Here is a 23,816-nt window from a genome sequence, read left to right as displayed (position 1 = left end):
TGGGGCTTTTTCATCTGTATCTGGTGCCCCAAAATTAGCTGAAGAAGAGATGCGTCGTGCACTGTTCGGTGGTGCCGAGCAAATTGCGCAGTACAGCACATCTCCCGAGCATGAGCCTCTCCCAGATATCTTGGACACGCAGCCGACTAAGGCGACAGATAAAAAGAAATTCGCGAAAGCCTTCACGCCCAGGCTGAGAGTCACGCTGCGGGTGGGCAATGAGTTTGAAGGCAAGACGTATGAGATGGTCCATGAAGCAGATACGTTGAGTACTCTCCTAGCTGAGCAAGACGCTACTAAGGCGGCCAGGAAAAAATTTCGATTTGTCGAAGTTGTTTCTATCAATTTGATGTAATTTGACCAAAGTCGGAATTTCATTACCGAATACCGTAGAAAAAGCACGCGCGCCCCAACCCTGCAGCCGTTACGATTGAAGCCTAAACGGATAAATGATGGCAAGATTAAGGATTAAAAATATGATTAAACTCCGGAAAAATCTAGCGCTATCTGTCTTCGTATTAATGGTCTCGGTAAATGTTTCAGCATTAAATATGGACATGAGAAGTGAGGATATTCAATCCTTGGATTTAAGTGTCGAAATTCCAAGTAAATTTACGCTGTTACCTGAAAAGCTAGCTGAAATTAAATACCCATCAAAAAAAAGACCTCAGGTTATTTACGCTAATGAAAACGGCACAGTGTCTTTTGGTATATCAAGGTTTAAAAAACCAGAGCTAGTTGGGATTGATGAAATCAAGGATGGAATGTTGAACTCCATGAGAAACTTGGCGCCTCAAGCATCACCGGTCACGGTTGAGGGTTATAAAGCATGGTTGATAACATTCACATCAAAGGGGCTTGATGCTGATATATTCAATATGCAGTTATATGTGCTATCAGATGATAGCCTAATAATTGCAACATTTAATATGACCGAGAAGAATATTAAAGAATACCAATCTGTTGGTAAAAAAACACTTACATCAATAAAGTTTGGTCAATAATACTTCCCTGAAAGACTTTTTGTATTAGGGGTTTGACCTATGAACGCTGCGCAGCGCAAGGCAACAGAAGCACTCCGGTTGGCAATGGTCCAGGCCGACAAAGCGGGCTTGGCGCTGGGCGTCTTCGGCGGTACCGTCTTGGCCTGCCCGAAAGGACCACCATGGGCGACTGTGCCGCCCTACCCGGTCTACACCAACGGCATGACCGATTATGGCCATACGACCTGTTCGTCGTATTGATACCCCGGAAACGACCAATGAATAAGTCATCCATCGCTCTTGTACTTGCCTGCACATTGCCATTTGCCGTTGTGTATCTGATAGACCGCCATAGGGAGGTAACGCGTCCAGTGCATCTTGTGGCCGTGGCGTGTAACGCCACCGAGTGCGAGACGTACAACCATCTTGACGGCTTGTACGTCGCCAGTGGACCGGATGGGTGCGACAGGGCGCGGGAGCGTAAGCAATCTGCGTGGATCATCGCCCAGCACGAACAAGGGCTTGATGGATTCCTTGCATGCGTACCGTCTGGCGTGTACTTCGAACCAAAACCTACCAAATGAACTGTGGTAGGAAAAGTCCGCCACATCCAAAGCGATGTTAGAAGCGGTGAGTAAGTTGAGATTCTGAATATTACAAGCCGAGACCCAGCCAAGACCATTTTCCGTCTGGCTTTTTGTAGCGCAGCTCCCATGATTTCTGCCCGTTAGGTTTCACCCGGAAGTACAGGCCATTCCCGTCCTGCTCCCGATACGTTGTGTGCTCAGGCTCCAGGCCTGCAAGCGTGGTGTCTGCTAAGGGGCGACGTTTGATTTCAGTGCGCTTCACTTCCTGTATGCCTCCAGTTATAGGAATCTCAAGGCATACACGTGGGCATACACGGCGGGAAGTTATAGGGGTAGACAGGGACGGATAGCTAGAAACAAGAAAGCCCGCACAGGGCGGGCTTCTTGGGGTGTTTCGTAGACTGTCTGAGACAGCCCGAGACTGCTATATGGTGCACCCGGCGGGATTCGAACCCACGACCCCTGCCTTCGGAGGGCAGTACTCTATCCAGCTGAGCTACGGATGCTTGTGCGGGCGACATCATACCCATGTCGACCTTGGGCGTCCATGCCGCTTTTCGGCCTCCTGCCAGTAGGAATACGTACCGCCGGCGCCCTGTGCCGGGCGTCTCGACTTAATGCGGTTGAACTCGGCCGAAATACGCTGATCAGAAAAATGGAGCAAATGCGCCGTTTTCGTTCTTTTTTTCGAACAGACTATTGCCCTGAACCCCCATTGATCCTAGGATTCGTTTGAGATTTCAAACGCTCCTGCCTGGGTGCTGAACCGCACATTTGCCCTTACGTGCGCCATTTACGTGCTTGCGCCCAGTGAATGATTTCCCTGACGGCAGCCTTAAAGGCGCCTTTCAACAACTCTAATTCGCTCCGCGCGTGCGCGGTGCTGTTAAGGAAAGCCGACATGCAGCTCAAAGACACCCAGTTGTTCCGCCAGCAAGCCTTCATTGATGGCGCTTGGGTCGATGCGGACAACGGTCAAACGATCAAGGTCAATAACCCCGCTACCGGCGAAATTCTCGGTACCGTGCCAAAAATGGGCGCCGCCGAAACCCGTCGCGCCATTGAAGCAGCTGACAAGGCCCTTCCGGCCTGGCGTGCACTCACCGCCAAGGACCGCGCCAACAAGCTGCGTCGCTGGTTCGAACTGATCATCGAGAACCAGGACGACCTGGCTCGCCTGATGACCCTGGAGCAAGGCAAGCCGCTGGCCGAAGCCAAGGGCGAAATCGTCTACGCCGCGTCGTTCATCGAGTGGTTCGCCGAAGAAGCCAAGCGCGTCTACGGTGATGTGATTCCCGGCCACCAGCCGGACAAGCGCCTGATCGTGATCAAGCAACCGATCGGCGTTACCGCCGCCATCACGCCGTGGAACTTCCCGGCCGCGATGATTACCCGTAAAGCCGGCCCGGCCCTGGCCGCCGGTTGCACCATGGTGCTCAAGCCTGCGTCGCAAACCCCGTTCTCCGCGTTCGCCCTGGCTGAACTGGCCCAGCGTGCCGGCATCCCGAAAGGCGTGTTCAGCGTGGTCTCCGGCAGCGCCGGCGATATCGGCAGCGAGCTGACCAGCAACCCGATCGTGCGTAAATTGTCTTTCACCGGCTCCACCGAAATCGGTCGCCAGCTGATGGCCGAATGCGCCAAGGACATCAAGAAAGTCTCCCTGGAACTGGGCGGCAACGCGCCGTTCATCGTGTTCGACGACGCCGACCTGGATAAGGCCGTCGAAGGCGCGATCATTTCCAAGTACCGCAACAACGGTCAGACCTGCGTCTGCGCCAACCGTCTGTACATTCAGGATTCGGTGTACGACGCGTTCGCCGAGAAACTGAAAGTGGCGGTGGCCAAGCTGAAGATCGGCAACGGTCTGGAAGAAGGCACCACCACCGGCCCGCTGATCGACGAGAAGGCCGTGGCCAAGGTTCAGGAGCATATCGCTGATGCCCTGAGCAAAGGCGCAACCCTGTTGGCGGGTGGCAAGGTGATGGAAGGCAACTTCTTCGAGCCGACCATCCTGGTCAACGTGCCGAAGAATGCTGCCGTGGCCAAGGAAGAAACCTTCGGCCCGCTGGCGCCGCTGTTCCGCTTCAAAGACGAAGCCGAAGTGATCGCGATGTCCAACGACACCGAGTTCGGCCTGGCTTCCTACTTCTATGCCCGCGACTTGGGTCGTGTGTTCCGTGTGGCCGAAGCCCTGGAATACGGCATGGTCGGCGTCAACACCGGGCTGATCTCCAACGAAGTGGCGCCGTTCGGCGGCATCAAGGCGTCGGGCCTGGGCCGTGAAGGTTCCAAGTACGGGATCGAGGACTACCTGGAAATCAAATACCTCTGCCTGGGCATCTAAGCCCGGCGCGAGATTGCAGTAAACGCAAAGGGCACGAGAGCGCTGTCCCTTTGCGTGTTTCACACCGTTATTCGTAGTGGCCGGGAAAGCTGTGGCAGTCGATCATCGCATGCTGCCGTAGTTGCCTCCCCGCCACGTATTCCTTGGACCACGCCACCCGATGAGTGGCGAATGAGGACTTTATGAGCAAGACCAACGCATCCCTGATGAAACGCCGCGAAGCCGCTGTACCGCGCGGTGTTGGCCAGATTCACCCGATCTTCGCCGAATCGGCGAAGAACGCCACCGTGACCGACGTTGAAGGTCGCGAGTTCATCGACTTCGCCGGCGGTATCGCTGTGCTGAACACCGGTCACGTACACCCGAAAATTATCGCGGCCGTGACCGAGCAACTCAACAAGCTGACCCACACCTGCTTCCAGGTGCTGGCGTACGAGCCGTATGTTGAAGTGTGCGAAAAGATCAACGCCAAGGTGCCAGGTGATTTCACCAAGAAAACCCTGCTGGTCACCACCGGTTCCGAAGCGGTAGAAAACGCCGTGAAGATCGCCCGTGCTGCCACTGGCCGCGCCGGCGTAATCGCGTTCACCGGCGCCTACCACGGCCGCACCATGATGACCCTGGGCCTGACCGGTAAAGTCGTACCGTACTCGGCCGGCATGGGCCTGATGCCAGGCGGCGTGTTCCGTGCGCTGTTCCCGAACGAACTGCACGGTGTGAGCGATGATGACTCCATCGCCAGCATCGAACGCATCTTCAAAAACGATGCCGAGCCGCGTGATATCGCTGCCATCATCATCGAGCCGGTGCAGGGCGAAGGCGGTTTCTACGTTGCGCCTAAATCCTTCATGAAGCGCCTGCGCGAACTGTGCGACAAGCACGGCATCCTGCTGATCGCCGACGAAGTGCAAACCGGCGCCGGCCGCACCGGTACCTTCTTCGCCATGGAACAGATGGGCGTTGCTGCCGACCTGACAACCTTCGCCAAATCCATCGCGGGCGGCTTCCCGCTGGCCGGTGTGTGCGGCAAGGCTGAATACATGGATGCCATCGCGCCAGGTGGCCTGGGCGGCACCTACGCCGGTAGCCCGATCGCTTGCGCCGCGGCCCTGGCCGTGATGGAAGTGTTTGAAGAAGAACACCTGCTGGACCGCTGCAAAGCTGTCGGCGAGCGCCTGGTCACCGGCCTGAAAGCTATCCAGGCCAAGTACCCGGTGATCGGCGAAGTGCGTGCCCTGGGCGCGATGATCGCGGTCGAGCTGTTCGAAGATGGCGACAGCCACAAGCCGAACGCTGCAGCAGTGGCTTCTGTGGTGGCCAAGGCACGCGACAAAGGCTTGATCCTGCTGTCGTGCGGCACCTACGGCAACGTGTTGCGTGTGCTGGTCCCGCTGACCTCGCCGGACGAGCAGTTGGACAAAGGCTTGGCGATCATCGAAGAGTGCTTCTGCGAGTTGTGATCGAATGTTGACCTGATCGACAAAAAAACCCGCTTCGGCGGGTTTTTTTATGCCCGATGAACGGTATTCAGCGCTTGTTCATGTACGCAGGCGGCTCCTTTGTCTAAGGTGCTGGTATTGCCGATGGAGCGTGCTGGATGACTGCTGTTGATTTACCGGCTGTACCCCGTGTGTTGATTGCCGAGGCCGACCCTTGGTCGCGGGATTTGCTCAAGCAGGTGCTGTTGAATGTGCGCTGCGACGCACGGCTGGATGTGTGCGCCGATGGCCAGCGTGCCGCCGAGCTGCTGCGCGAGAAACCCTATGACCTGATCATCGCCGACTGGGAGCTTCCCGGCGTCGATGGCCTGAGCCTGTTGCGCAGTGTGCGCCAGCAACGGCGTTCGCCACTGTTGCCGTTTATCCTGCTGAGTACCCGCAACGACAGCGCCAGCGTGCGCGAAGCCTTGCCCCTGGCGCCCACGGCGTACCTGACCAAGCCCCTGAACATGGAAAGCCTGACCCAGCGCCTGCAAGACTTGCTGCTGAACGAAGGTGAGACGGTGTATTGCGAAGTCCCGGCCCTGGCGCCGGGCATGACCTTGGCGGTGTTTCTGGAGCGCCGCCGCGAAGCGTCCGACGGCGCGCCGCTGCGAGTCGACGTAAAGGCTGCGGTGCAGCACAGCCTGCAACCGGAAGGCCTGGACCTCAAGCGCCTGGAAGAACAGGTGCGCATCGACCCGCAAATCACCGCCGTGCTGATCGCCGCCGCCAACAGTGCCGGCCATCACGGCTCGCCGGTGCAAACCCTGCCCATGGCCCTGCACAAGCTGGCGGCCGGGCAGAGCATGAACCTGATCCTGGGGCTTGCCCTCAAGCACAACGTGGTACTGAGCGACCCGAGCCTCAAGGATTACGCCCAGCGTTACTGGCAGCTGTCGCAGCACACCGCCGACTACGCCCGCAGCCTGGCGCGGATGCTCGACCTGGATCACGAGCGCTGCTACAGCGCCGGCATCCTCCATCGCCTCGGCGACCTGGCCTTGCTGCGGTGCCTGCAAGACTGGCTGCAGGGCGGCGGCGAACTGGATGACGAACTGATTGGCGAGTCCCTCTACACCTTCGGTGCGGCCTATGGCTCGGCACTGCGCACCCGCTGGCGCTTGCCGCTGGAGCTACGCCAGTTGATCGCGGCGATTTATTCGCTGGAGGGCGGGGTGTATTCCCGGGAGGCGCTGGTGGTGAACCTGGCGGCGCAACTGGCGCGGCTGACCGAGCATGAAGGCGTGGAGGTGTTGGCGAAAGGCAAGACGGCACGCTTGCTCAAGGTGGGTTTGCCGGAATTGACACGTATGCGCAAAACCTAGCAGGCGATGCGGGCCAGTGTGGGAGCTGGCTTGCCTGCGATAGCGTCATCTCGGTACAACTGACACACCGAGGTGCCTGCATCGCGGGCAAGCCCGGCTCCCACAGGGAGTCGTGTAGCGTCAGCCTGCGAGCACGCGGTTTTTGCCCTGGCGCTTGGCCTCGTACATGGCCGCATCGGCGCGGGCGAACAGGCTGTCGACGTGGGCGTCCTCGGCAGTCAGGCTGGCCAAACCCTGGCTGACGGTGACCGCGTAGCTCTCACCTTCATGGCTGAAGCGCAGTTGCGCAATCTCGTGCCCCAGGCGTTCGGCTACCTGCATTGCCATCCCCGGTGCGCAACCGGGCAGCACGGCGGCAAATTCTTCGCCGCCAATGCGCCCGAACAGGTCGCCACGGCGCAGAACTCCTCGACCGCATTCGGCGATACGCTGCAGCACCTGATCGCCCTCCAGGTGGCCGTAGGTGTCGTTGACGACCTTGAAGTCATCGATGTCCAGCAGCAGGAATGCCAACGGCGTGCCCTGCAGGCACGCGCGTTCGAACTCGTGGTGGGCGCATTCGAAGAAGTGACGGCGGTTGCTGCTGCGGGTCAGTACGTCGGTGGTGGCGAGGCGATGCAGCTCGAGCTCCAGCTGCTTCTTTTCGGTGATGTCCTCGGCCATGCCCACCACGATTACCGGCTGGCCGGGTTCGGCATGCTGGTTGATGTAGCACTTGTCGCTGAGCCAGCGGATCTGCCCGTCGGCGGTGATGATGCGGTATTCGCGGTCTTCCACGGCGCCGCTGTGCAGCACCTGGGCCAGGCTGTGCTCGGCGTAGTCGAGGTCTTCGGGGTGAATGCTGTTGCGCCATTCCCGGTGGTCGGCCAGCAGCATGCCCGCCGTACGTCCGAAAACCCGTTCATAGGCCGGGCTGACGTACAGCACGCGCCGCGTCTCCCATTCCATGGCCCAGAGCACGGCATTCACACTGACCAGCAATGAACTCAGCAGTTGCTCGCGTTCACTCAAGCGTTCCACTTCACCCTGGGCATGCATCAGCGCCAGCAACGTAGCGGCGGCTGCGGGTCGTGGCTGGTCGTGGACGGGGGTATCGGAGAAGGTCTTTTCGTGGACCATCGGCACAATTCTCTCTGGGCGTGCCGCAGGGTCGGGCAGCGGTCACAACAAGGGCCGCCGGGATGGCGAAGTGTTGTTTGAGAGGGGGAATTTGCAGCGAAGTTCCGTTATCGGCGTCGATTTGAGGCGACCAAGAAATGGCGCCAGAAACCTGTAGGCGCGAGCTTATCGGGGTGAGGGGCTTGCTGTGGGGAGGGAGGTTGCTGTGGGGAGGGAGCTTGCTGTGGGGAGGGAGCTTGCTGTGGCGAGGGAGCTTGCTCCCGCTGGAGTGCGCAGCGCTCCCAAGATTTTGGGGCCGCTACGCAGCCCAGCGGGAGCAAGCTCCCTCGCCACAGCAGCTCCCCTGCCACAAAAAATCGGCGCGCTACAGCCGTGTCAGACTGCGGCGGGGCGCAGCGAATAGGTCTTCAACTGATGGGCAAAGTCCCGCAGGGACTGAATCCCGCTGGCCTCGGCCTCGTGTACCCATTCCTTGATCGCCGCCAGCATGTCATGCCCGTTGGTGCTGGTTTTCAGCCAGATCTGTTGCAGCGCCAGGCGCTTCTCGTAGATCACCTTCAGGGCCTGGCTGTGTTCCAGCAGGCTTTGGATGCGCACGTGATGGCGGTCATCCAGCAGGCTGGTTTCCCGCGACAGCAGGCGCTTGGCGCGATGGAATTGGTGGCGCACCGAGTGGTCGACCTTCTCCAGTTCCTGCTTGACCAGCGGGCCAATCACCAACTTGCGGTACTGGGCCATGATCTGGAAGCGGTTGTTGAGGATCGCCATGGCGGTGTCCATGTCCAGGTGGCCCTTGCCTTCGACCCGGTGGGCGATTGGCGCCACCCGTTGCACCTTGGCCAGGCGCAGGAAACTGAACACTTTGATCCAGGCCCAGCCCAGGTCGAATTCCCACTTCTTCACCGACAGCTTGGCGGAGTTGGGGTAGGTGTGATGGTTGTTATGCAGCTCTTCGCCACCCACGATGATGCCCCACGGGATCAGGTTGGTCGCCGCGTCGCGGCATTCGAAGTTGCGGTAGCCGATGGCATGGCCCAGGCCGTTGATCACGCCGGCGGCCCAGAACGGGATCCACATCATCTGGATCGCCCAGATGGTGATGCCGATGGTGCCGAACAGCAGCAGGTCGATCACGCCCATGATCGCCACACCCAGCAGCGGGAAGCGGGTATACAGGTTGCGCTCGATCCAGTCTTCCGGGCAGTTCTTGCCGTAGATGCGCAGGGTCTCGGGGTTTTCGGCTTCGGCGCGGTACAGCTCGGCGCCTTTGCGCAGCACGGTGGACAAGCCTTTGATCACCGGGCTGTGGGGATCGTCGACGGTTTCGCATTTGGCGTGGTGTTTGCGGTGGATAGCAGTCCACTCGCGGGTGTTCTGCGCCGTGGTGAGCCACAGCCAGAAGCGGAAGAAGTGTTTCAGGCCAGCATTGAGCTCCAGGGAGCGGTGGGCTGAATAGCGGTGCAGATAGACCGTGACCCCGACAATGGTCACGTGGGTCATCAACAGGGTGACTGCAACCAGTTGCCAGGCCGACAAGTCAAGAAAACCGTTGTACCACATAGGCTGTATGGCCCTCAGATAAAGAAAAAACCAGCTTGCGCATTATCACTAAGCCTACAGATAAAACCAGCCGCCCTTTCAGATAGGAGTGACTGGATGTTTCTTATTCTATAATCCGTAGCCTTTGTAGGGCGAATTTGGTTTTTTAGTAAGGATTACTGAGCATATGCTGTTTTCATACCGAGGTGCCCTGCGTGTCGGGCTGATGTACCTGCTGGTTTCGATTGTGTGGATTCAGCTCAGTCATCAGGTATTGATCAACTTTATCGATGAACCCGTGGAGCTGGGCCGCTGGCTTCAGATGCGCGGTTACCTGTGGGTCAGCCTCAGTGCCCTGGCGATCTACCTGCTATGCGCGCATTTTGCCCGGGCGAACCTGATCCAGCAGCCGCTGAAGGAAAACCGCGAGCGCCTGCGCCAGGCGGCTGCCGTGTTCGATTGCACCCGCGAAGGGGTGTTGGTCACGGATGCCAAGGGGTTGATTGTTCATGTTAACCGGGCCTTTATCGAAATCACCGGTTACCAGCGCGAAGACGTCATGGGCCGCCAACCGAGCCTGTTCAAGTCCGGCCGCCATTCGGCGGGCTTTTATCAGCAGATGTTCCAGACCCTGGAACGCGACGGCGAATGGAGCGGCGAAATCTGGAATCGCCGCAAAAGCGGCGAAATATACCCCCAGTGGCAGACCATCCGGGTGATCCGCGACGAGCAGGATCAGCTCAGTCACTACGTCGCGGTATTCTCCGACATCAGCGCCATCAAGCACTCCGAGCACGAGTTGGCGCACCTGGCCCACCACGACGCGCTGACGGACCTGCCTAACCGCCTGCTGTTCACCGACCGCGCCGAACAGGCCCTGGCTTCGGCGCAGATCCATAAACGGGGTTGCGCCTTGCTGCTGCTCGACCTTGACCACTTCAAGATCATCAATGACAGCCTCGGCCATAACGTCGGCGACCAGTTGCTCAAGGCCGTCGGTGAACGCCTGCAAGGCCTGTTCGGCCCCGGCGTGACCCTGGCGCGCCTGGGTGGCGACGAGTTCGCGGTGCTGGCGGAAAGTTGCCCACAGCTGGTCCAGGCCGCGGCGTTGGCGCAAAGAATCCTTGATGCGATGAAAGAGCCGTTCATCTTCGATGGTCATCAACTGTTTATCAATGCCAGCATTGGCATCAGCCTGTTCCCCAGCGATGCCCAGAGCGCCGAACAACTGCTGCGCAACGCCGACTCTGCGCTGTTCAAGGCCAAGAGCGCCGGCCGCGAAGGCTACGCCTTGTACACCGAAGAACTGACTGCCCACGCCCAGCACCGGGTGGAAATAGCCGGCGAACTGCGCCGCGCGCTCGAGCAGCAGGAACTGCGGGTGTACTACCAGCCGGTGCACGATTTGCAAAACAGCCGCCTGATCGGTGTCGAAGCCTTGGTGCGCTGGCAGCACCCGGAGCGCGGGCTGGTGTCGCCGGCGGAGTTCATCCCGATTGCCGAGCGTACCGGGCAGATTGCCGATATCGACGCCTGGGTCATGGACCAGGCCTGTCGCCAGATGTGCCAGTGGCTGGCCGACGGCGCGCCGCTTACGTTTCTTGCGGTGAATGTGTCCAGCCGATTGTTCGCCCGGCGCGAGCTGTACGAGCAAGTGGCCAAGGTGCTGCACGACACGGGGCTGGACCCGGCGTTTCTAGAGCTGGAAGTTACCGAAAGCGCGGTGATGGAAGACCCGGAAGTGGCCCTGGAGCAAATGCACCGCTTGCGCGAGCTTGGCCTGCGCCTGGCAATTGACGACTTTGGCACCGGCTATTCATCGCTGCTGCGGCTCAAGCGCTTGCCGGTGCAGAAGCTCAAGATCGACCAGGGGTTTGTCGCCGGGTTGCCGTGGGATGAGGATGACGCGGCAATCGTGCGCGTGGTGATTGCGTTGGCGCAAAGCATGGGCATGCAGGTGCATGCCGAGGGCATCGAGCAGGTTGAGCAGGCGCGGTTTCTGCTGGAGCAGCAGTGCGACCTGGGCCAAGGGTACTGGTTTGGTCGGCCGATGCCGGCCAGTGAGCTGGATTGGGCTAAGGCGCCTGCGATTCGTTAGACACAACGCGGTCAATGTGGGCCGGGCTTGCCCGCGATGAGGCCATCACAGGCGACATCCCTGTTGGCTGATACACCGCCATCGCGGGCAAGCCCGGCTCCCACAGGGTTTTGTGCAGCCATGCATGAGTATTTTCATCCTGAAAACCGCTGCAACCCCTCGCCCCCGTCAGAAAATTCTTTCTGGTTATATAAACATTCTTAAATAGTATTTTTAAGAATATCCGCGCTTATCTACTATCGCCCTCACGCCGCAAGCAGTGCCGCCACTGCGAGGCACTTCTCATTTCAGGAGCACCACCATGAGCGCATCTCTACGTAGCGTTGACGGCCAGGACGAAGCAGCCATTTTGCGCGAGATCCAGAGCGCCCTGCGCGATCTGCGGTTTGGTGCGGTGGAAATCACTGTGCACAACGCCCAGGTAGTCCAGATCGAACGCAAAGAAAAATTCCGTTTGCAGAACCCGGGCAACAAACCGAGCTGAACAAGATCGGCGATTCGATTGCAAGACCCGCAACTATAAGAAAAAAGCCAACACCCAAGAATTTCAGGAGCCTTCTATGTCGTCGATTCGCCGTTATGCCCTGGCAGCACTGGCCAGTGCCGTGTTTGCCGGTTCCGCTGTTGCCAAGGATTACGAACTGCTCAACGTGTCTTACGACCCGACTCGCGAGCTGTACCAGGACTACAACGCTGAATTCACCAGCTTCTGGAAGCAGTCGCACCCGGGTGACACCGTCAAGATCCAACAGTCTCACGGTGGTTCGGGCAAGCAAGGCCGCGCAGTGATCGACGGCCTGCGTGCCGACGTCGTGACCCTGGCGCTGGCCGGCGACATCGACGAAATCGCAAAACTGGGCAAGACCCTGCCGGAAAACTGGCAAACCCGCCTGCCGGACGCCAGCACCCCGTACACCTCGACCATCGTGTTCCTGGTGCGCAAGGGCAACCCTAAAGGCATCAAGGATTGGGGCGACCTGATCAAGAAAGACGTTTCCGTGATCACCCCGAACCCGAAAACCTCCGGCGGTGCCCGCTGGAACTTCCTGGCTGCCTGGGCCTATGGCCTGAAAGCCGGTGGCAGCGAAGCCAAGGCCCAGGAATACGTAAAAGAGCTGTTCAAGCACGTGCCGATCCTCGACACCGGCGCGCGCGGTTCGACCATCACCTTCGTCAACAATGGCCAGGGTGACGTGTTGCTGGCCTGGGAAAACGAAGCCTTCCTGGCCCTGAAAGAAGACGGCGGCGCCGACAAGTTCGACATCGTCGTGCCTTCGCTGTCGATCCTCGCCGAGCCGCCAGTGGCCGTGGTCGACAAGAACGCCGAGAAAAAGGGCAATACCGAGATCGCCACCGAATACCTCAAGCACCTGTACAGCCCGGCTGGCCAGGAGATTGCGGCGAAGAACTTCTACCGCCCACGCGATGAAAAAGTCGCCGCCAAATACGCCCAGCAGTTCCCGAAACTGGACCTGGTGACTATCGACAAAGACTTCGGCGGCTGGAAAACTGCCCAACCGAAATTCTTCAATGACGGTGGCGTGTTCGACCAGATCTACTCGGCGCAGTAAGCCAAACTACCTGTAGGAGCGCGCCTTTCTGTGGGAGCTGGCTTGTGTGGGAGCTGGCTTGCCTGCGATAGCATCACTGCGGTGTGGCTGACACCCCGAGGTGATGCTATCGCGGGCAAGCCCGGCTCCCACAGAAGAGCCGGCTCCCACAGAAGCTCGTTCCTACAGTGGTATCTACCCGCTAACCAAGGACTCTTATGTCGCGTCGTATTTCCCCCGTCATACCCGGCTTCGGGCTGACGCTGGGCTACACCGTGGTGTACCTCAGCCTGATCGTACTCATCCCCCTCGCGGCGATGTTTGTACATGCCGCTCAACTCACCTGGGATCAGTTCTGGAACATCATCACCGCACCCCGTGTGCTGGCGGCGTTGAAACTGAGCTTCGGCACCGCGTTTTGCGCGGCGATCATCAACGGCATCATCGGAACCCTGCTGGCCTGGGTGCTGGTGCGCTACACCTTCCCTGGCCGCAAGATCATTGATGCAATGATCGACCTGCCATTCGCCCTGCCCACCGCCGTTGCCGGTATCGCGCTCACCGCGCTGTACACGCCCACCGGCCTGGTCGGCCAGTTTGCCGCCGACCTGGGCTTCAAGATCGCGTACACCCCCTTGGGTATCACCCTGGCGCTGACCTTCGTCACGCTGCCATTCGTGGTGCGTACCGTGCAGCCGGTATTGGCCGACATCCCCCGGGAAATCGAAGAAGCCGCCGCCTGCCTCGGCGCCAAGCCCTTGCAAGTGTTCCGCTACATCCTGGTGCCGGCGTTGCTGCCGGCCTGGTTGACCGGCTTTGCGTTGGCCTTCGCACGAGGTGTGGGTGAGTACGGCTCGGTGATTTTCATCGCCGGCAACATGCCGATGAAAACCGAGATCCTGCCGCTGTTGATCATGGTCAAGCTCGACCAATACGACTACACCGGCGCTACCGCCATCGGCGTCATGATGCTGGTGGTTTCCTTTGTCCTGCTGCTGCTGATCAACTTGTTGCAGCGGCGCATCGAAACCCCATAAGGAGGCGCGGAACATGTCCCAATCGTCTATTTCCGCCGCCTCGTCGGCGAACGCTGCCCGCCGTGGCAGTGCCGTATCCCGGCGCATCCTGATCAGCCTCGGCTGGTTGGTTTTTGCGCTGTTTTTGCTGCTGCCGCTGTTTATCGTGGTGTCCCAAGGCCTGAAGAATGGCCTGGGTGCGTTCTTCACCGCGATCCTTGAGCCGGACGCACTGTCGGCGCTGAAACTCACGGTGATCGCCGTGGTAATTTCGGTGCCGCTCAACGTGGTGTTCGGCGTCAGCGCCGCGTGGTGCGTGAGCAAGTACTCGTTCCGTGGCAAAAGTATCCTGGTGACCCTGATCGACCTGCCGTTCTCGGTATCGCCGGTGATCGCCGGCCTGGTCTATGTGTTGATGTTCGGCGCCCAGGGCTTCTTTGGCCCGTGGTTGCAAGACCATGACATCCAGATCGTGTTCGCCTTGCCGGGCATCGTGCTGGCGACGATCTTCGTCACCGTGCCGTTCGTGGCCCGTGAGCTGATCCCGCTGATGCAGGAACAAGGCACCCAGGAAGAAGAGGCCGCGCGCCTGCTGGGCGCCAACGGCTGGCAGATGTTCTGGCACGTCACCGTGCCCAACATCAAGTGGGGCCTGATCTACGGCGTGGTGCTGTGTACCGCGCGGGCCATGGGTGAGTTCGGCGCGGTGTCGGTGGTGTCCGGCCACATTCGCGGCGTGACCAACACCTTGCCGCTGCACGTCGAGATCCTCTACAACGAATACAACCACGTCGCCGCGTTTGCCGTTGCGAGCCTGTTGCTGATCCTGGCGCTCTTCATCCTGCTGCTCAAGCAGTGGAGCGAGAACCGTATCAACCGCCTGCGCAAAAGCGCCGGTGAGGAATAAGTCATGTCGATCGAAGTCCGTAATGTCAGCAAGAACTTCAACGCCTTCAAGGCCCTGAACAGCATCAATCTGGACATCCAGAGTGGCGAGCTGGTGGCGTTGCTGGGCCCGTCCGGCTGCGGCAAGACCACCTTGCTGCGCATCATTGCCGGTCTTGAAACCCCGGATGACGGCAGCATCGTGTTCCACGGTGAAGACGTCTCCGGCCACGATGTGCGTGATCGCAACGTCGGCTTTGTGTTCCAGCACTACGCGCTGTTCCGCCACATGACGGTGTTCGACAACGTCGCGTTCGGCCTGCGCATGAAGCCGAAAAACCAGCGCCCCACCGAAAGCCAGATCGCGGTAAAAGTCCACGAGCTGCTGAACATGGTGCAGCTTGATTGGTTGTCGGATCGCTACCCGGAACAACTCTCCGGCGGCCAGCGCCAGCGTATCGCCCTGGCTCGCGCCCTGGCGGTAGAACCTAAAGTGCTGCTGCTGGATGAGCCGTTCGGCGCCCTCGATGCCAAGGTCCGTAAAGAGCTGCGCCGCTGGCTGGCGCGCCTGCACGAAGACATCAACCTGACCTCGGTGTTCGTGACCCACGACCAGGAAGAAGCCATGGAAGTGGCGGACCGCATCGTGGTGATGAACAAGGGCGTGATCGAGCAGATTGGCTCACCGGGTGAAGTCTACGAAAACCCGGCCAGCGATTTCGTTTATCACTTCCTCGGTGACTCCAACCGCCTGCATTTGGGTGAAGACAAGCACGTGCTGTTCCGTCCGCATGAAGTGTCGCTGTCGCGCCATGAGCTGGAAGACCACCACGCGGCTGAAGTACGCGATATTCGCCCGCTGGGTGCGACCACTCGGGTGACGTTGAAAGTCGAAGGCCAGAGCGAGCTGATCGAGGCTGAAGTGGTGAAGGATCACGACAGCCTGACCGGTTTGGCGCGGGGCGAGACGTTGTTCTTCAAGCCCAAGGTCTGGCAGAAAGCCTAAGAACACTGCAAAACCCAATGTGGGAGCTGGCTTGTGTGGGAGCAGGCAAGCCAGCTCCCACAGAAAACCGGTTCCCACATTGAGTTTGTGTTGCTTGTCAGGCCGTGGCGTTCTTGTGCCGCACGGCCACCGGCCCCGAGCGCTCTTCAATCTGCTGCTTGAGGTCATGCCGCAGCCCCAGCAGAAACGCCAACTCCGCCACCACAAACAACGGCCCTACGATCAGCCCGGACACGTCATCGACAAACGCCGGTTTTTTGCCCTCGTAGTAATGCCCCACAAACTGGATCACCCAGCCCACCACGAACAGGCCGATGCCGCTGCCCAGCCACACCAGCGTACTTTGCGCTGCCAACACATGCCCGGCCCACACCGACAGGCCCATCAGGACCGTCATCAGCACACCGAGGGCAAATTCCAGGCGCAGGTAGAACCACGCCGAGAGCAGCGCCACCACTACGGCCGGCGATAGCCACAACCCGGCCACTGTCCATTCGGGGCGTGACAGCAGCACGGCCACCGCCACCACAATCAGCGGAATGCCGATAAAGTGGCTGGCGATATTGCGTGGGTCACGGTGGTAGGCGGCGTATTGACTGAGGTGGTCGACGAGGCTTTTCATTGTTATTCCTCCTGTAGGATGTTTGATCATGCCCTGTAGGCCTGCGGCAGACTGTCAGTTGGCCGACAATCTCGGAGTTCTCATGGATGTAGAGAAATGGCACCCACGGCTGGCCACCGGTCACTGGTACAGCCACCTGCCTGCTGACTTACAGAATAGCTTGCTGGCCAGCGCCCGGCTGCGGCAGCTGACGGCGGGGCAGTACCTGTTCAAGCGCGGCGACCCACCGTGCGGGTTGTACGCGGTGCTGGAAGGCTCCCTGCGCATCAGTGCGGTGAACGAGCAGGGCAAGGAAGCGGTGTTGAGTCTGGCGGAGTTGCCGTACTGGTTCGGCGAGATTTCCCTGTTCGACGGGTTGCCCCGCACCCACGACGCCTGCGCTGTCGGGCCTTGCACGCTGTTGCAGGTGCCCCATGTGGCGTTGCTGCAGATCCTCGATGACGCGCCGCGTTACTGGCGCGACATGGCCTTGTTGATGAGCCAGAAGCTGCGCCTGACCTTTATCAATATCGAGCAATTGAGCCTGATGCCGGCGTCGGTGCGGGTGGCACACCGCTTGTTGATGATCGCCGAAGGCTACGGCGACATCGAGCAGGCGCGGCAGGTGCTGCAACTGCCCCAGGAAGACCTCGCTGCGATGTTGAGCCTGTCGCGCCAGACCACCAACGCGTTGCTCAAGGACCTGCAAGGCCAGGGCATCGTGCGCCTGGGCTATGGCGAGATCGAAATCCTCGACCCGCAGCGTTTGCGCGAGGCGGCGCACGCCTGAGGGTGTTAGCCTGCGCTCACGATTATTCGAGGTGTGTTATGCGCGTCCTGCTAGTGGAACACGAGTCAGAGGCGGCCGAGTCGATGGGCCGCAGTCTTGAGGAGGCCAGTTACACGGTGGAGGTGGCGGCCAATGGCATGGCGGCCCTGCGCTTTGTGGAAAGCACCGAATACGACCTGGTGATCCTGGATGTGATGCTGCCGGGGCTGAATGCCTGGAAGCTGCAACAGGCGATTCGGCTGAAAGGCGAGACGCCGATGCTGTTCCTGACCACGCCCGACGGGATTGAAGACCGGCTGCGTGGGTTGGAATTGCACGAGGATGATTATTTGCTCAAGCCGTTTGAGGCCCGGGCCTTGGTGGCACGGGTGAAGAAGGTGTTGCGCCGCGATCGGGGGCGCTGACTGATCTGGCGCTTGTAGTGCCTGGGCCATCGCCATCGCGGGCAAGCCCGGCTCCCACACTTGATCACAGTTGCCCAAGACCACTCGGTCAACTGTGGGAGCCGGGCTTGCCCGCGATGAGGCCCCCACTGCAACTCCAGCTCCAGCTACTTCAACCCATCCCGAAACTGCCCGGGCGTCAGCCCCGTCCAACGCTTGAACGCCCGGTTAAAACTGCTGGTATCGGCAAACCCCAACAAATGACTGATCTGCGCCAGCGAACATCCGGGATCGCGCAGACGCAGCAACGCCAGGTTCTCCCGGCATTCATTCAGCAGCGCATCAAACCGGCATCCCTCATCGGCCAGGTGGCGCTGCAAGCTGCGCAAACTCAAATGCAACGCCTGGGCGATCCGCTCGGCGCTCGGTTCACCGTCGGGTAACTGTGCCTCGATGGCAGAACGCACCTTGCGCTCCCAGGTCAGCGGTCGCAATTGCGCCAAGGTGCGTTTAAGCACGGTTTCATTGTGTTCGGCCAACTCTGGATTGGCGTCATCCAAGTGACTGTCAAAGTCCTGGGCGGCAAACTCCAAACGGTCCTCATCGGCGGCGAAAAACACTGGCGCGCGAAACACCGTGTGCCACGGCTTGGGGTCGGCCGGCTCGGGCCGGCGCAGGTACACCGCCAGCGGCGCGTATTCCCGGCCCAGCCGATTACGGCAGGTTCGCACATAAATCGCGGCAAACGCATCGATCGCTTCAAACGCGGGCGCAGACGTGCCGGCAGGCTGTTGCAAGCGAAAGTGGTAACGCTCGCCCTCCCGGCTAAGTTCCAGGCTCAGGGCGTCGCTGACCACCTGGTGATAGCGCACGATCCGTTCGAACACTTCCCGCAGGCTGGCGCTGGCCACCAGCGCGTAACCCAGCGCATGAAAGGTGGTGGGGCTGACATACCGCGACACCCGCAGGCCAATCGCCGGATCGCCACTGGCCTGCACCGCCAGTTCCCACAGGCGCGTGGTAGCGGACAACGGATAGCGCGCGTTGGGGTCATCCATCAGCTGTGGGTCGAGCCCGGCCTGCACGCACAGCGCCGCGCTGTCGAGGCCCAGCACGTCGAGCTGCTTGCGCAGGGCGCGGGTCCAACTGGCGAGGGAGGTCGGTTCGGTCATGTTGATTGGCGCTTGCGGTCAACAGGTTGGCGTGTGGGGCTAGCGTCCCGCCAGATCGCATAGGGCAGGATGTACGCATCAATAAACAAGAGGATGGAAGCATGCAAGGTACTTGTGCAAGTCCCCAGCAGATGAACGCACTACAGCGTTCAGCGCATATTCGTGAAGTGGTACTTGCCGAGGGCCTGTTATTGCGCCAGCGCCATCCGTGGCTGCTGCATCAGGACGCGTTGGGCGCGGGCATCCTGGCCTTTGCGCTGGTGGGCATGCTGGGTTCGGCGGCGCTCTATATCACCGGGCACATGGCGTGGTGGGCGTGCCTGCTGCTCAATGCGTTCCTCGCCTCATTGACCCACGAGCTGGAGCACGACCTGATCCACAGCATGTACTTTCGCAAGCAGCGCCTGCCTCACAATCTGATGATGGGCCTGGTGTGGCTGGCTCGGCCCAGCACCATCAACCCTTGGGTGCGCCGCCATATCCACCTCAACCACCACAAGGTGTCCGGCACTGAAACCGACATTGAGGAGCGGGCGATTACCAACGGTGAACCGTGGGGCCTGGCGCGGTTGCTGATGGTCGGCGACAACATCATGTCGGCGCTGATCCGGGTGCTGCGCGCACCGTCCTGGAAGCACAAGTTGAGCATTCTCAAGCGCACGGCGCTGGTCTACGCACCGCTGGCGTTGCTGCATTGGGGCGCGTGGTATGTGTTTCTCGGCTTCCATGCCATCAACGGCATTGCCAGCCTGCTGGGCGCGCCGATCGACTGGTCAGCGAATACGTTGGCGGTGATGCACGTCATCGACATCGCTGCGGTGGTGATCATCGGCCCCAATGTGCTGCGTACCTTCTGCCTGCACTTTGTCAGCTCCAACATGCACTACTACGGTGATATCGAGCCGGGCAATGTGGTCCAGCAAACCCAGGTGCTCAACCCTTGGTGGCTGTGGCCGTTGCAGGCGTTCTGCTTCAACTTCGGCAGCACCCACGGGATTCATCATTTCGTGGTCAAGGAACCGTTCTACATTCGCCAAATGACGGTGAAAACGGCGCACAAGGTGATGGCTGAAATGGGCGTGCGCTTCAATGACTTCGGCACCTTTGCCCGGGCTAACCGCTTCAAACCTCACACTGTGGCGAGTTGAATGGCAACCTCCAGTGTTTGCTTATCCACCTGCACCAGCGTCTCAATCATCGCCTTGGCCGCCGGTGACAATCGAAAGCCGGTGCGGCTGACGATCCCGCAGCGATTGTTCAAGCTGTCGAGGCTGTGGGGCACATTACGCCAATGCAATACGGCCAGCTCACCGTTGGCAAATTCGTTGGAAAACGCCTCTTGCGCCCCCAGCCCAATTGCATTGGAGCGGCGCACAATGGCTGCCAGCGCCGCAAACTGCTCAAGCTCAATAGCGGGAGAAAAGTCGATACGCCCGCTCAGGTTGGCCAGCAGCTTGCGTACCCCCGCAGCTATCAGGGGCGTAGCCAATGGGTAGTCAAACAAGTCGTTTGTGGAGAGGCTGTCCTTGGCCAGCAGCGGATGCCCGGCGCGGCAAAAAAACACATTGCGCCGGGGTGTCAGGGCTTGGGTCTGGAAGTTCGGATCGGCCTCGAAGTGGCGCACATCCGCGACGAAAAACTCGATCTCCTCGCGGCTTAAACTGCGGCCGAGTTTTTCCCAGTTATCCACCTGTAAACCGCAGCGTATTCTGGGATGGGCGCCGACAAATTGCGCGATCGCTTCGGGTACCAGGTTCACCGCCGCCACTGCATCGCAGCCAAAGGGCAATTCGCCGGCGTCGAGCTTGGTCATGCGCGTGACTTCATGGCTCAGGCGCGCCGCGCCCTGTACCAGTGACAATGCGTGTTGCAACACCACCTGGCCTTCGGGGGTAGGGCGCAGGTCCTTGTGCGCTCGGTCCACCAGTATGCAACCGAACGCTTGTTCCAGGCTTTGGATACTGCGGCTGAACGCTGGCTGGGTAATGCCCATGGCGTCGGCGGCGCGCACGAAACTGCGGTACTCGTTCAAAGCGATGAAGTAGCGCAGTTGGCGAAGGTCCATGGGGCTTCCCGGCGTCCTGGAGGGAACCGGGATTCTAATAGCCTTACTTATTCCGTCAACGAAGCTTTATTGCTTTATCTAGACTCAAAATGCATATCTATAGAGCCGGTACGATAAGTCGCGGGGCTGAATACCCGCGTGAGTATCAGCATCGCCACCACCGTCAGCGTCAGCACTAGCCAGGCGCTGACGAAACTGCCGGTCTGCTCCCGCAGCCAGCCGGTCAGCCAGGGTGAGATAGCGTTGATCAAAAAGCCCACGCCCTGGACGAACGCCGCCAACTGGCCGGCTTCCCGAGGGTCGCGGCGGTGATCCAGGGTCAGCAGCAGGCTCAGGGCAAAACACGCACCCAGGCCAAAACCGATCAGCGCCACCCACAAGTGCGGGAATTGCAGCGGGGCTGTCAGCAGGCCGATATAGCCCGCGGTCTGGGCCAGCAGGCTGATGCTCAATAACGGTCGACGATCAATGCCTCGTTGCGCCAGTGCTGGCATCAACAGCGCGGCGATCACCTGGAAGATCGTCATGAACGCCAGCAGTGAACCACTGGGCAGCACGTCCCAGCCCAGTTGCTGATAGTAGGCCGGCAGCCACGCGACCATGCTCATGTAGCCGCAATTCACCAGGCCGAAATACAGCGCCAACAACCACGCCCGACGGTTGCGCAGGCCCTGGAACGGCGCCGTCACCTGCGGGTTTTTCGCCGCGCCCAATGGCAGCCACGCCCACAGCAACAACGCTCCCAGTGCCGGTAGCAGCCAGATCCCGAGGCCGGCTTGCCAATGCTGGAAATGCCCTGCCACCAACGGGCTTAACAACGCCGCCAAACCACCTCCGCCCATCAGCGCCGCCGAATAAACCCCCATTGCCAACGGCACACGCTGGTGAAACTGACGCTTGATCATCGCTGGCACCAACGCCTGGATCAGCGCCACACCCGCGCCGCCGAACAATGCGGTGGCCAGCAGCGCCGACGCCTGGCCAAACAGCCAGCGCGCGAGGCACGCCAGCAGAATCATCATCAACCCCAGGGCGATCCCGCGACGTTCCCCCAGCTTTGCCTCCAGGCGCACGCCCACCAGCGCCACCAGGCCCATGCAAATCACCGGCAGGCTGGTGAGCAGGGCGCTGCTCTGAAAGCTCAGACCGGTGGCCAGGCGGATCTCCCCGAGCAGCGGGCTGATGGAACTGAGGATCGGCCGCAGGTTCAGGCCCAGCACCACCAGCAAGCCCCAGCCGGCGAGTTTGCCGGCGAACGAATTATTCAGTGTCATGCAGGGCGTGCCATTGCGCGTAAAGGGTCTGCATCGCCGCTTGCGGCAAGTGCTGCACAGGCAATTTTTGCTCCGCCAGTGGCAACGCCACTTGCTGGTAAATCGCCGCTGTTGACAGGCCAAAGGGCGTCGCCACTTCATTGCTGGCAGCGAATACCACGCGGGACACGCCGCACAGGTACATCGCACTCAGGCACATCGGGCAGGGTTGGCCGCTGGCGTAGATCACGCAGCCTTCCAGGCGCGGGCCCAGTTGTTGACTGGCAGCGCGGATGGCGAGCATTTCGGCGTGGGCGGTCGGGTCCTGGCTGAGGTGGATTTCGTTGACGGCCTCCGCCAGCACCTCGCCGTCGCGCACCAGGACCGCACCAAACGGGCGGCCTCCAGCGGCTACGTTGGCCTGGGCCAGTTGCACCGCCTGATGCAGATGCCGTTGATCGTCAGTCATGCCAAACCCCTCGTGCGCAATGAGGCGTGAAGTATGGGCAGCCACAAGGGTATTCTGAAATTAAATATAACCATGCCAATCAGTGGCAAATGCAATGGTGATACCCATGTTCGATCCCGTGTTATTGCGCAGCTTTGTCGCCGTCGTCGATTGCGGCAATTTCACCCGCGCCGCCGAACGCCTGCATTTGACCCAGTCCACGGTCAGCCAGCAGATCCGCCGCCTCGAAGACGCCTTGGGCAGCCAGGTGCTGGACCGCGACCAGCGCCGCGTGGTGGCCACGGTCGAGGGCGAACGCTTGCTGGCCTACGCGCGGCGCATTCTGGCGCTGCACGAAGAGGCTGCCGATGTGCTGATCAATCAGCAGAGCGACGGCGTGTTGCGCCTGGCGGTGCCCGAGGATTTTGCAGCTGAACGCTTGATGCCGCTGCTGTCGGCGTTTGTGCAGGCTTATCCACGGGTGCGCCTGGAGGTCACCAGCGGGTTGGGCCCGGAGTTGCTGCGCGATTATCGCGGCGGTGAATTCGACGTGCTGCTGGTCAAGCAAATGGGCAACAGCGATGACTGCCTGGCCTCCTGGCCGGAGCCGTTGTGCTGGGTCGACAGCCGCAGCGCGCCGTCCCTGGCGCGTGATCCGCTGCCGCTGGTGGCATTCCCCGCAGGCGGCCTGTACCGCAATGAAATGCTGCATCACCTGGAGGTGGGCGGCTGGCGCTGGCGCATCGGTTACTCCAGCGCGAGCCTGGCCAGCGTATGTTCGGCGGTGGCGGCGGGGCTCGGCATCAGCTTACTGCCGGTGCGGGTGGTGCAGCCCGGGCATGTGGTGTTGGGCACAGACAGCGGTTTGCCGGCAGTGCAGGGCGTGCGGCTGGCGCTGTATGGCCGTAATGGCCTGGGCGCGGCGGGGCAGGCGTTGTTGCATCAATTGCTGGATTTATGTGCCGGTAATCCTCGCTGATTCATGCCTTCAGTGAATATTTTGTATGCCTTAAAAGCATTCGGATTTTGCCCCTCGGCGCCAGGCCGCGCAGGACGTGGCCTCGGCGTATCTGGATGTTTCGTTTATTCAATTTGGATCTATGTATAACTTTAAAGGTTACTTTAAGAGATAAGCGTCTGGCCCCGATGATTCAGCCCTCGACGGCCGCCA

General features: G+C 60.2%; 23 protein-coding genes, 1 tRNA gene and 1 pseudogene. 16 read left to right on the top strand and 9 right to left on the bottom strand.

The features are described 5' to 3' along the window. The first annotated feature begins 49 nt into the window (after positions 1 to 49). From ACZRN6_RS28285 to ACZRN6_RS28275, 3 genes are all read left to right on the top strand, one after another. Complete coding sequence (locus ACZRN6_RS28285; RefSeq protein WP_464009358.1) at positions 50 to 355, top strand: hypothetical protein; 306 nt, start codon at positions 50 to 52, stop codon at positions 353 to 355. Between the two features lie 121 nt (positions 356 to 476). Next, positions 477 to 1,004: a hypothetical protein gene (locus ACZRN6_RS28280; RefSeq protein ID WP_464009357.1), complete on the top strand. Its 528-nt coding sequence runs from the start codon at positions 477 to 479 to the stop codon at positions 1,002 to 1,004. Positions 1,005 to 1,043: 39 nt separating this feature from the next. Further along, positions 1,044 to 1,244 (top strand): hypothetical protein, encoded by a 201-nt coding sequence (locus tag ACZRN6_RS28275; RefSeq protein WP_322142725.1) that lies wholly within the window; start codon positions 1,044 to 1,046, stop codon positions 1,242 to 1,244. A gap of 399 nt (positions 1,245 to 1,643) precedes the next feature. Here the strand turns inward: ACZRN6_RS28275 and ACZRN6_RS28270 are convergent. Beyond that, positions 1,644 to 1,832: pseudogene (locus tag ACZRN6_RS28270) on the bottom strand (Arm DNA-binding domain-containing protein); the annotation flags it as partial. Between the two features lie 167 nt (positions 1,833 to 1,999). Beyond that, a tRNA-Arg gene (locus ACZRN6_RS28265) sits at positions 2,000 to 2,076 on the bottom strand. A gap of 395 nt (positions 2,077 to 2,471) precedes the next feature. On the opposite strand from ACZRN6_RS28265, the gene gabD reads away from it, so the two are divergent. From gabD to ACZRN6_RS28250, 3 genes are all read left to right on the top strand, one after another. Then, positions 2,472 to 3,914, top strand: a complete 1,443-nt coding sequence (gabD, locus tag ACZRN6_RS28260) for an NADP-dependent succinate-semialdehyde dehydrogenase (protein ID WP_155585418.1) — start codon at positions 2,472 to 2,474, stop codon at positions 3,912 to 3,914. 182 nt (positions 3,915 to 4,096) lie between these two features. Then, positions 4,097 to 5,374, top strand: coding sequence for a 4-aminobutyrate--2-oxoglutarate transaminase (gene gabT, locus ACZRN6_RS28255; protein ID WP_322142726.1), 1,278 nt, complete (start codon positions 4,097 to 4,099; stop codon positions 5,372 to 5,374). A 137-nt stretch (positions 5,375 to 5,511) separates the two neighbouring features. Then, entirely contained in the window at positions 5,512 to 6,720 is a 1,209-nt protein-coding gene (locus ACZRN6_RS28250) for an HDOD domain-containing protein (RefSeq protein WP_464009356.1), read from the top strand. Between the two features lie 120 nt (positions 6,721 to 6,840). On the opposite strand, the gene ACZRN6_RS28245 is transcribed toward ACZRN6_RS28250, so the two are convergent. Beyond that, on the bottom strand, positions 6,841 to 7,839 hold the full coding sequence (locus ACZRN6_RS28245; protein WP_322142728.1) for a GGDEF domain-containing protein: 999 nt from the start codon (positions 7,837 to 7,839) through the stop codon (positions 6,841 to 6,843). Positions 7,840 to 8,214: 375 nt separating this feature from the next. Then, positions 8,215 to 9,399, bottom strand: a complete 1,185-nt coding sequence (gene desA / locus ACZRN6_RS28240) for a delta-9 fatty acid desaturase DesA (RefSeq protein WP_322142729.1) — start codon at positions 9,397 to 9,399, stop codon at positions 8,215 to 8,217. Between the two features lie 166 nt (positions 9,400 to 9,565). Here desA and dibA point away from each other — a divergent pair, with 166 nt between their 5' ends. The 6 genes from dibA to ACZRN6_RS28210 all read left to right on the top strand — a co-directional run bounded on the left by dibA (position 9,566) and on the right by ACZRN6_RS28210 (position 15,933). Then, positions 9,566 to 11,476 (top strand): phosphodiesterase DibA, encoded by a 1,911-nt coding sequence (gene dibA / locus ACZRN6_RS28235; protein ID WP_322142730.1) that lies wholly within the window; start codon positions 9,566 to 9,568, stop codon positions 11,474 to 11,476. A 301-nt stretch (positions 11,477 to 11,777) separates the two neighbouring features. Then, a complete protein-coding gene (gene oscA / locus ACZRN6_RS28230) occupies positions 11,778 to 11,960 on the top strand; it encodes a sulfur starvation response protein OscA (RefSeq protein ID WP_003170956.1) in 183 nt (60 codons plus the stop codon). 76 nt (positions 11,961 to 12,036) lie between these two features. Next, a complete protein-coding gene (locus ACZRN6_RS28225) occupies positions 12,037 to 13,047 on the top strand; it encodes a sulfate ABC transporter substrate-binding protein (RefSeq protein WP_322142731.1) in 1,011 nt (336 codons plus the stop codon). A 197-nt stretch (positions 13,048 to 13,244) separates the two neighbouring features. Beyond that, positions 13,245 to 14,063 carry a sulfate ABC transporter permease subunit CysT gene (cysT, locus tag ACZRN6_RS28220; protein ID WP_076015547.1) on the top strand — a complete coding sequence of 273 codons (819 nt, stop codon included), beginning with the start codon at positions 13,245 to 13,247 and terminating at the stop codon, positions 14,061 to 14,063. A gap of 13 nt (positions 14,064 to 14,076) precedes the next feature. Continuing rightward, positions 14,077 to 14,949 carry a sulfate ABC transporter permease subunit CysW gene (cysW, locus tag ACZRN6_RS28215; protein WP_322142732.1) on the top strand — a complete coding sequence of 291 codons (873 nt, stop codon included), beginning with the start codon at positions 14,077 to 14,079 and terminating at the stop codon, positions 14,947 to 14,949. A gap of 3 nt (positions 14,950 to 14,952) precedes the next feature. Further along, positions 14,953 to 15,933: a sulfate/molybdate ABC transporter ATP-binding protein gene (locus ACZRN6_RS28210; protein WP_177042302.1), complete on the top strand. Its 981-nt coding sequence runs from the start codon at positions 14,953 to 14,955 to the stop codon at positions 15,931 to 15,933. A 97-nt stretch (positions 15,934 to 16,030) separates the two neighbouring features. On the opposite strand, the gene ACZRN6_RS28205 is transcribed toward ACZRN6_RS28210, so the two are convergent. After that, the gene (locus ACZRN6_RS28205) at positions 16,031 to 16,555 is read right to left on the bottom strand and encodes an Mpo1 family 2-hydroxy fatty acid dioxygenase (protein ID WP_322142733.1); all 525 of its coding nucleotides are present in this window, start codon (positions 16,553 to 16,555) and stop codon (positions 16,031 to 16,033) included. Between the two features lie 82 nt (positions 16,556 to 16,637). Here ACZRN6_RS28205 and ACZRN6_RS28200 point away from each other — a divergent pair, with 82 nt between their 5' ends. Both ACZRN6_RS28200 and ACZRN6_RS28195 read left to right on the top strand, forming a co-directional pair. Then, positions 16,638 to 17,324, top strand: a complete 687-nt coding sequence (locus tag ACZRN6_RS28200) for a Crp/Fnr family transcriptional regulator (RefSeq protein WP_322142734.1) — start codon at positions 16,638 to 16,640, stop codon at positions 17,322 to 17,324. Positions 17,325 to 17,362: 38 nt separating this feature from the next. After that, a complete protein-coding gene (locus ACZRN6_RS28195) occupies positions 17,363 to 17,728 on the top strand; it encodes a response regulator transcription factor (protein ID WP_322142735.1) in 366 nt (121 codons plus the stop codon). 146 nt (positions 17,729 to 17,874) lie between these two features. Here ACZRN6_RS28195 and ACZRN6_RS28190 read toward each other — a convergent pair whose 3' ends face one another. Beyond that, on the bottom strand, positions 17,875 to 18,879 hold the full coding sequence (locus ACZRN6_RS28190) for an AraC family transcriptional regulator (protein ID WP_464009355.1): 1,005 nt from the start codon (positions 18,877 to 18,879) through the stop codon (positions 17,875 to 17,877). A 101-nt stretch (positions 18,880 to 18,980) separates the two neighbouring features. Between ACZRN6_RS28190 and ACZRN6_RS28185 the strand changes: the two genes are divergently transcribed. Beyond that, entirely contained in the window at positions 18,981 to 20,027 is a 1,047-nt protein-coding gene (locus ACZRN6_RS28185) for a fatty acid desaturase (RefSeq protein ID WP_464009354.1), read from the top strand. Here the strand turns inward: ACZRN6_RS28185 and ACZRN6_RS28180 are convergent. The 3 genes from ACZRN6_RS28180 to ACZRN6_RS28170 all read right to left on the bottom strand — a co-directional run bounded on the left by ACZRN6_RS28180 (position 20,009) and on the right by ACZRN6_RS28170 (position 22,666). Further along, on the bottom strand, positions 20,009 to 20,944 hold the full coding sequence (locus tag ACZRN6_RS28180; protein ID WP_464009353.1) for a LysR family transcriptional regulator: 936 nt from the start codon (positions 20,942 to 20,944) through the stop codon (positions 20,009 to 20,011). The two genes, ACZRN6_RS28185 and ACZRN6_RS28180, sit on opposite strands and share 19 nt — an antisense overlap. A 74-nt stretch (positions 20,945 to 21,018) precedes the next feature. Then, positions 21,019 to 22,218, bottom strand: a complete 1,200-nt coding sequence (locus tag ACZRN6_RS28175; RefSeq protein ID WP_464009352.1) for a CynX/NimT family MFS transporter — start codon at positions 22,216 to 22,218, stop codon at positions 21,019 to 21,021. Then, positions 22,205 to 22,666 (bottom strand): nucleoside deaminase, encoded by a 462-nt coding sequence (locus ACZRN6_RS28170; RefSeq protein WP_464009351.1) that lies wholly within the window; start codon positions 22,664 to 22,666, stop codon positions 22,205 to 22,207. Before ACZRN6_RS28170 ends, ACZRN6_RS28175 begins: the two co-directional genes overlap by 14 nt. 106 nt (positions 22,667 to 22,772) lie before the next feature. Between ACZRN6_RS28170 and ACZRN6_RS28165 the strand changes: the two genes are divergently transcribed. Then, complete coding sequence (locus ACZRN6_RS28165) at positions 22,773 to 23,624, top strand: LysR family transcriptional regulator (protein WP_464009350.1); 852 nt, start codon at positions 22,773 to 22,775, stop codon at positions 23,622 to 23,624. Positions 23,625 to 23,816 lie beyond the last annotated feature (192 nt).

This window comes from Pseudomonas sp. A125, assembly GCF_055409485.1.
This window is presented reverse-complemented; position numbering and strand designations above follow the sequence as displayed.

What these genes read in the sequence shown, in the direction of transcription:
- dibA (WP_322142730.1), top strand. Translation starts at nt 9,566, where the DNA reads ATGCTGTTTTCATACCGAGGTGCCCTGCGTGTCGGGCTGATGTACCTG.
- ACZRN6_RS28170 (WP_464009351.1), bottom strand. Translation starts at nt 22,666, where the DNA reads ATGACTGACGATCAACGGCATCTGCATCAGGCGGTGCAACTGGCCCAG.
- ACZRN6_RS28275 (WP_322142725.1), top strand. Translation starts at nt 1,044, where the DNA reads ATGAACGCTGCGCAGCGCAAGGCAACAGAAGCACTCCGGTTGGCAATG.
- ACZRN6_RS28225 (WP_322142731.1), top strand. Translation starts at nt 12,037, where the DNA reads ATGTCGTCGATTCGCCGTTATGCCCTGGCAGCACTGGCCAGTGCCGTG.
- ACZRN6_RS28210 (WP_177042302.1), top strand. Translation starts at nt 14,953, where the DNA reads ATGTCGATCGAAGTCCGTAATGTCAGCAAGAACTTCAACGCCTTCAAG.
- ACZRN6_RS28175 (WP_464009352.1), bottom strand. Translation starts at nt 22,218, where the DNA reads ATGACACTGAATAATTCGTTCGCCGGCAAACTCGCCGGCTGGGGCTTG.
- ACZRN6_RS28285 (WP_464009358.1), top strand. Translation starts at nt 50, where the DNA reads ATGCGTCGTGCACTGTTCGGTGGTGCCGAGCAAATTGCGCAGTACAGC.
- desA (WP_322142729.1), bottom strand. Translation starts at nt 9,399, where the DNA reads ATGTGGTACAACGGTTTTCTTGACTTGTCGGCCTGGCAACTGGTTGCA.
- ACZRN6_RS28245 (WP_322142728.1), bottom strand. Translation starts at nt 7,839, where the DNA reads ATGGTCCACGAAAAGACCTTCTCCGATACCCCCGTCCACGACCAGCCA.
- oscA (WP_003170956.1), top strand. Translation starts at nt 11,778, where the DNA reads ATGAGCGCATCTCTACGTAGCGTTGACGGCCAGGACGAAGCAGCCATT.
- cysT (WP_076015547.1), top strand. Translation starts at nt 13,245, where the DNA reads ATGTCGCGTCGTATTTCCCCCGTCATACCCGGCTTCGGGCTGACGCTG.
- ACZRN6_RS28200 (WP_322142734.1), top strand. Translation starts at nt 16,638, where the DNA reads ATGGATGTAGAGAAATGGCACCCACGGCTGGCCACCGGTCACTGGTAC.
- ACZRN6_RS28180 (WP_464009353.1), bottom strand. Translation starts at nt 20,944, where the DNA reads ATGGACCTTCGCCAACTGCGCTACTTCATCGCTTTGAACGAGTACCGC.
- ACZRN6_RS28190 (WP_464009355.1), bottom strand. Translation starts at nt 18,879, where the DNA reads ATGACCGAACCGACCTCCCTCGCCAGTTGGACCCGCGCCCTGCGCAAG.
- ACZRN6_RS28280 (WP_464009357.1), top strand. Translation starts at nt 477, where the DNA reads ATGATTAAACTCCGGAAAAATCTAGCGCTATCTGTCTTCGTATTAATG.
- ACZRN6_RS28250 (WP_464009356.1), top strand. Translation starts at nt 5,512, where the DNA reads ATGACTGCTGTTGATTTACCGGCTGTACCCCGTGTGTTGATTGCCGAG.
- ACZRN6_RS28185 (WP_464009354.1), top strand. Translation starts at nt 18,981, where the DNA reads ATGCAAGGTACTTGTGCAAGTCCCCAGCAGATGAACGCACTACAGCGT.
- ACZRN6_RS28195 (WP_322142735.1), top strand. Translation starts at nt 17,363, where the DNA reads ATGCGCGTCCTGCTAGTGGAACACGAGTCAGAGGCGGCCGAGTCGATG.
- ACZRN6_RS28165 (WP_464009350.1), top strand. Translation starts at nt 22,773, where the DNA reads ATGTTCGATCCCGTGTTATTGCGCAGCTTTGTCGCCGTCGTCGATTGC.
- gabT (WP_322142726.1), top strand. Translation starts at nt 4,097, where the DNA reads ATGAGCAAGACCAACGCATCCCTGATGAAACGCCGCGAAGCCGCTGTA.
- ACZRN6_RS28205 (WP_322142733.1), bottom strand. Translation starts at nt 16,555, where the DNA reads ATGAAAAGCCTCGTCGACCACCTCAGTCAATACGCCGCCTACCACCGT.
- gabD (WP_155585418.1), top strand. Translation starts at nt 2,472, where the DNA reads ATGCAGCTCAAAGACACCCAGTTGTTCCGCCAGCAAGCCTTCATTGAT.
- cysW (WP_322142732.1), top strand. Translation starts at nt 14,077, where the DNA reads ATGTCCCAATCGTCTATTTCCGCCGCCTCGTCGGCGAACGCTGCCCGC.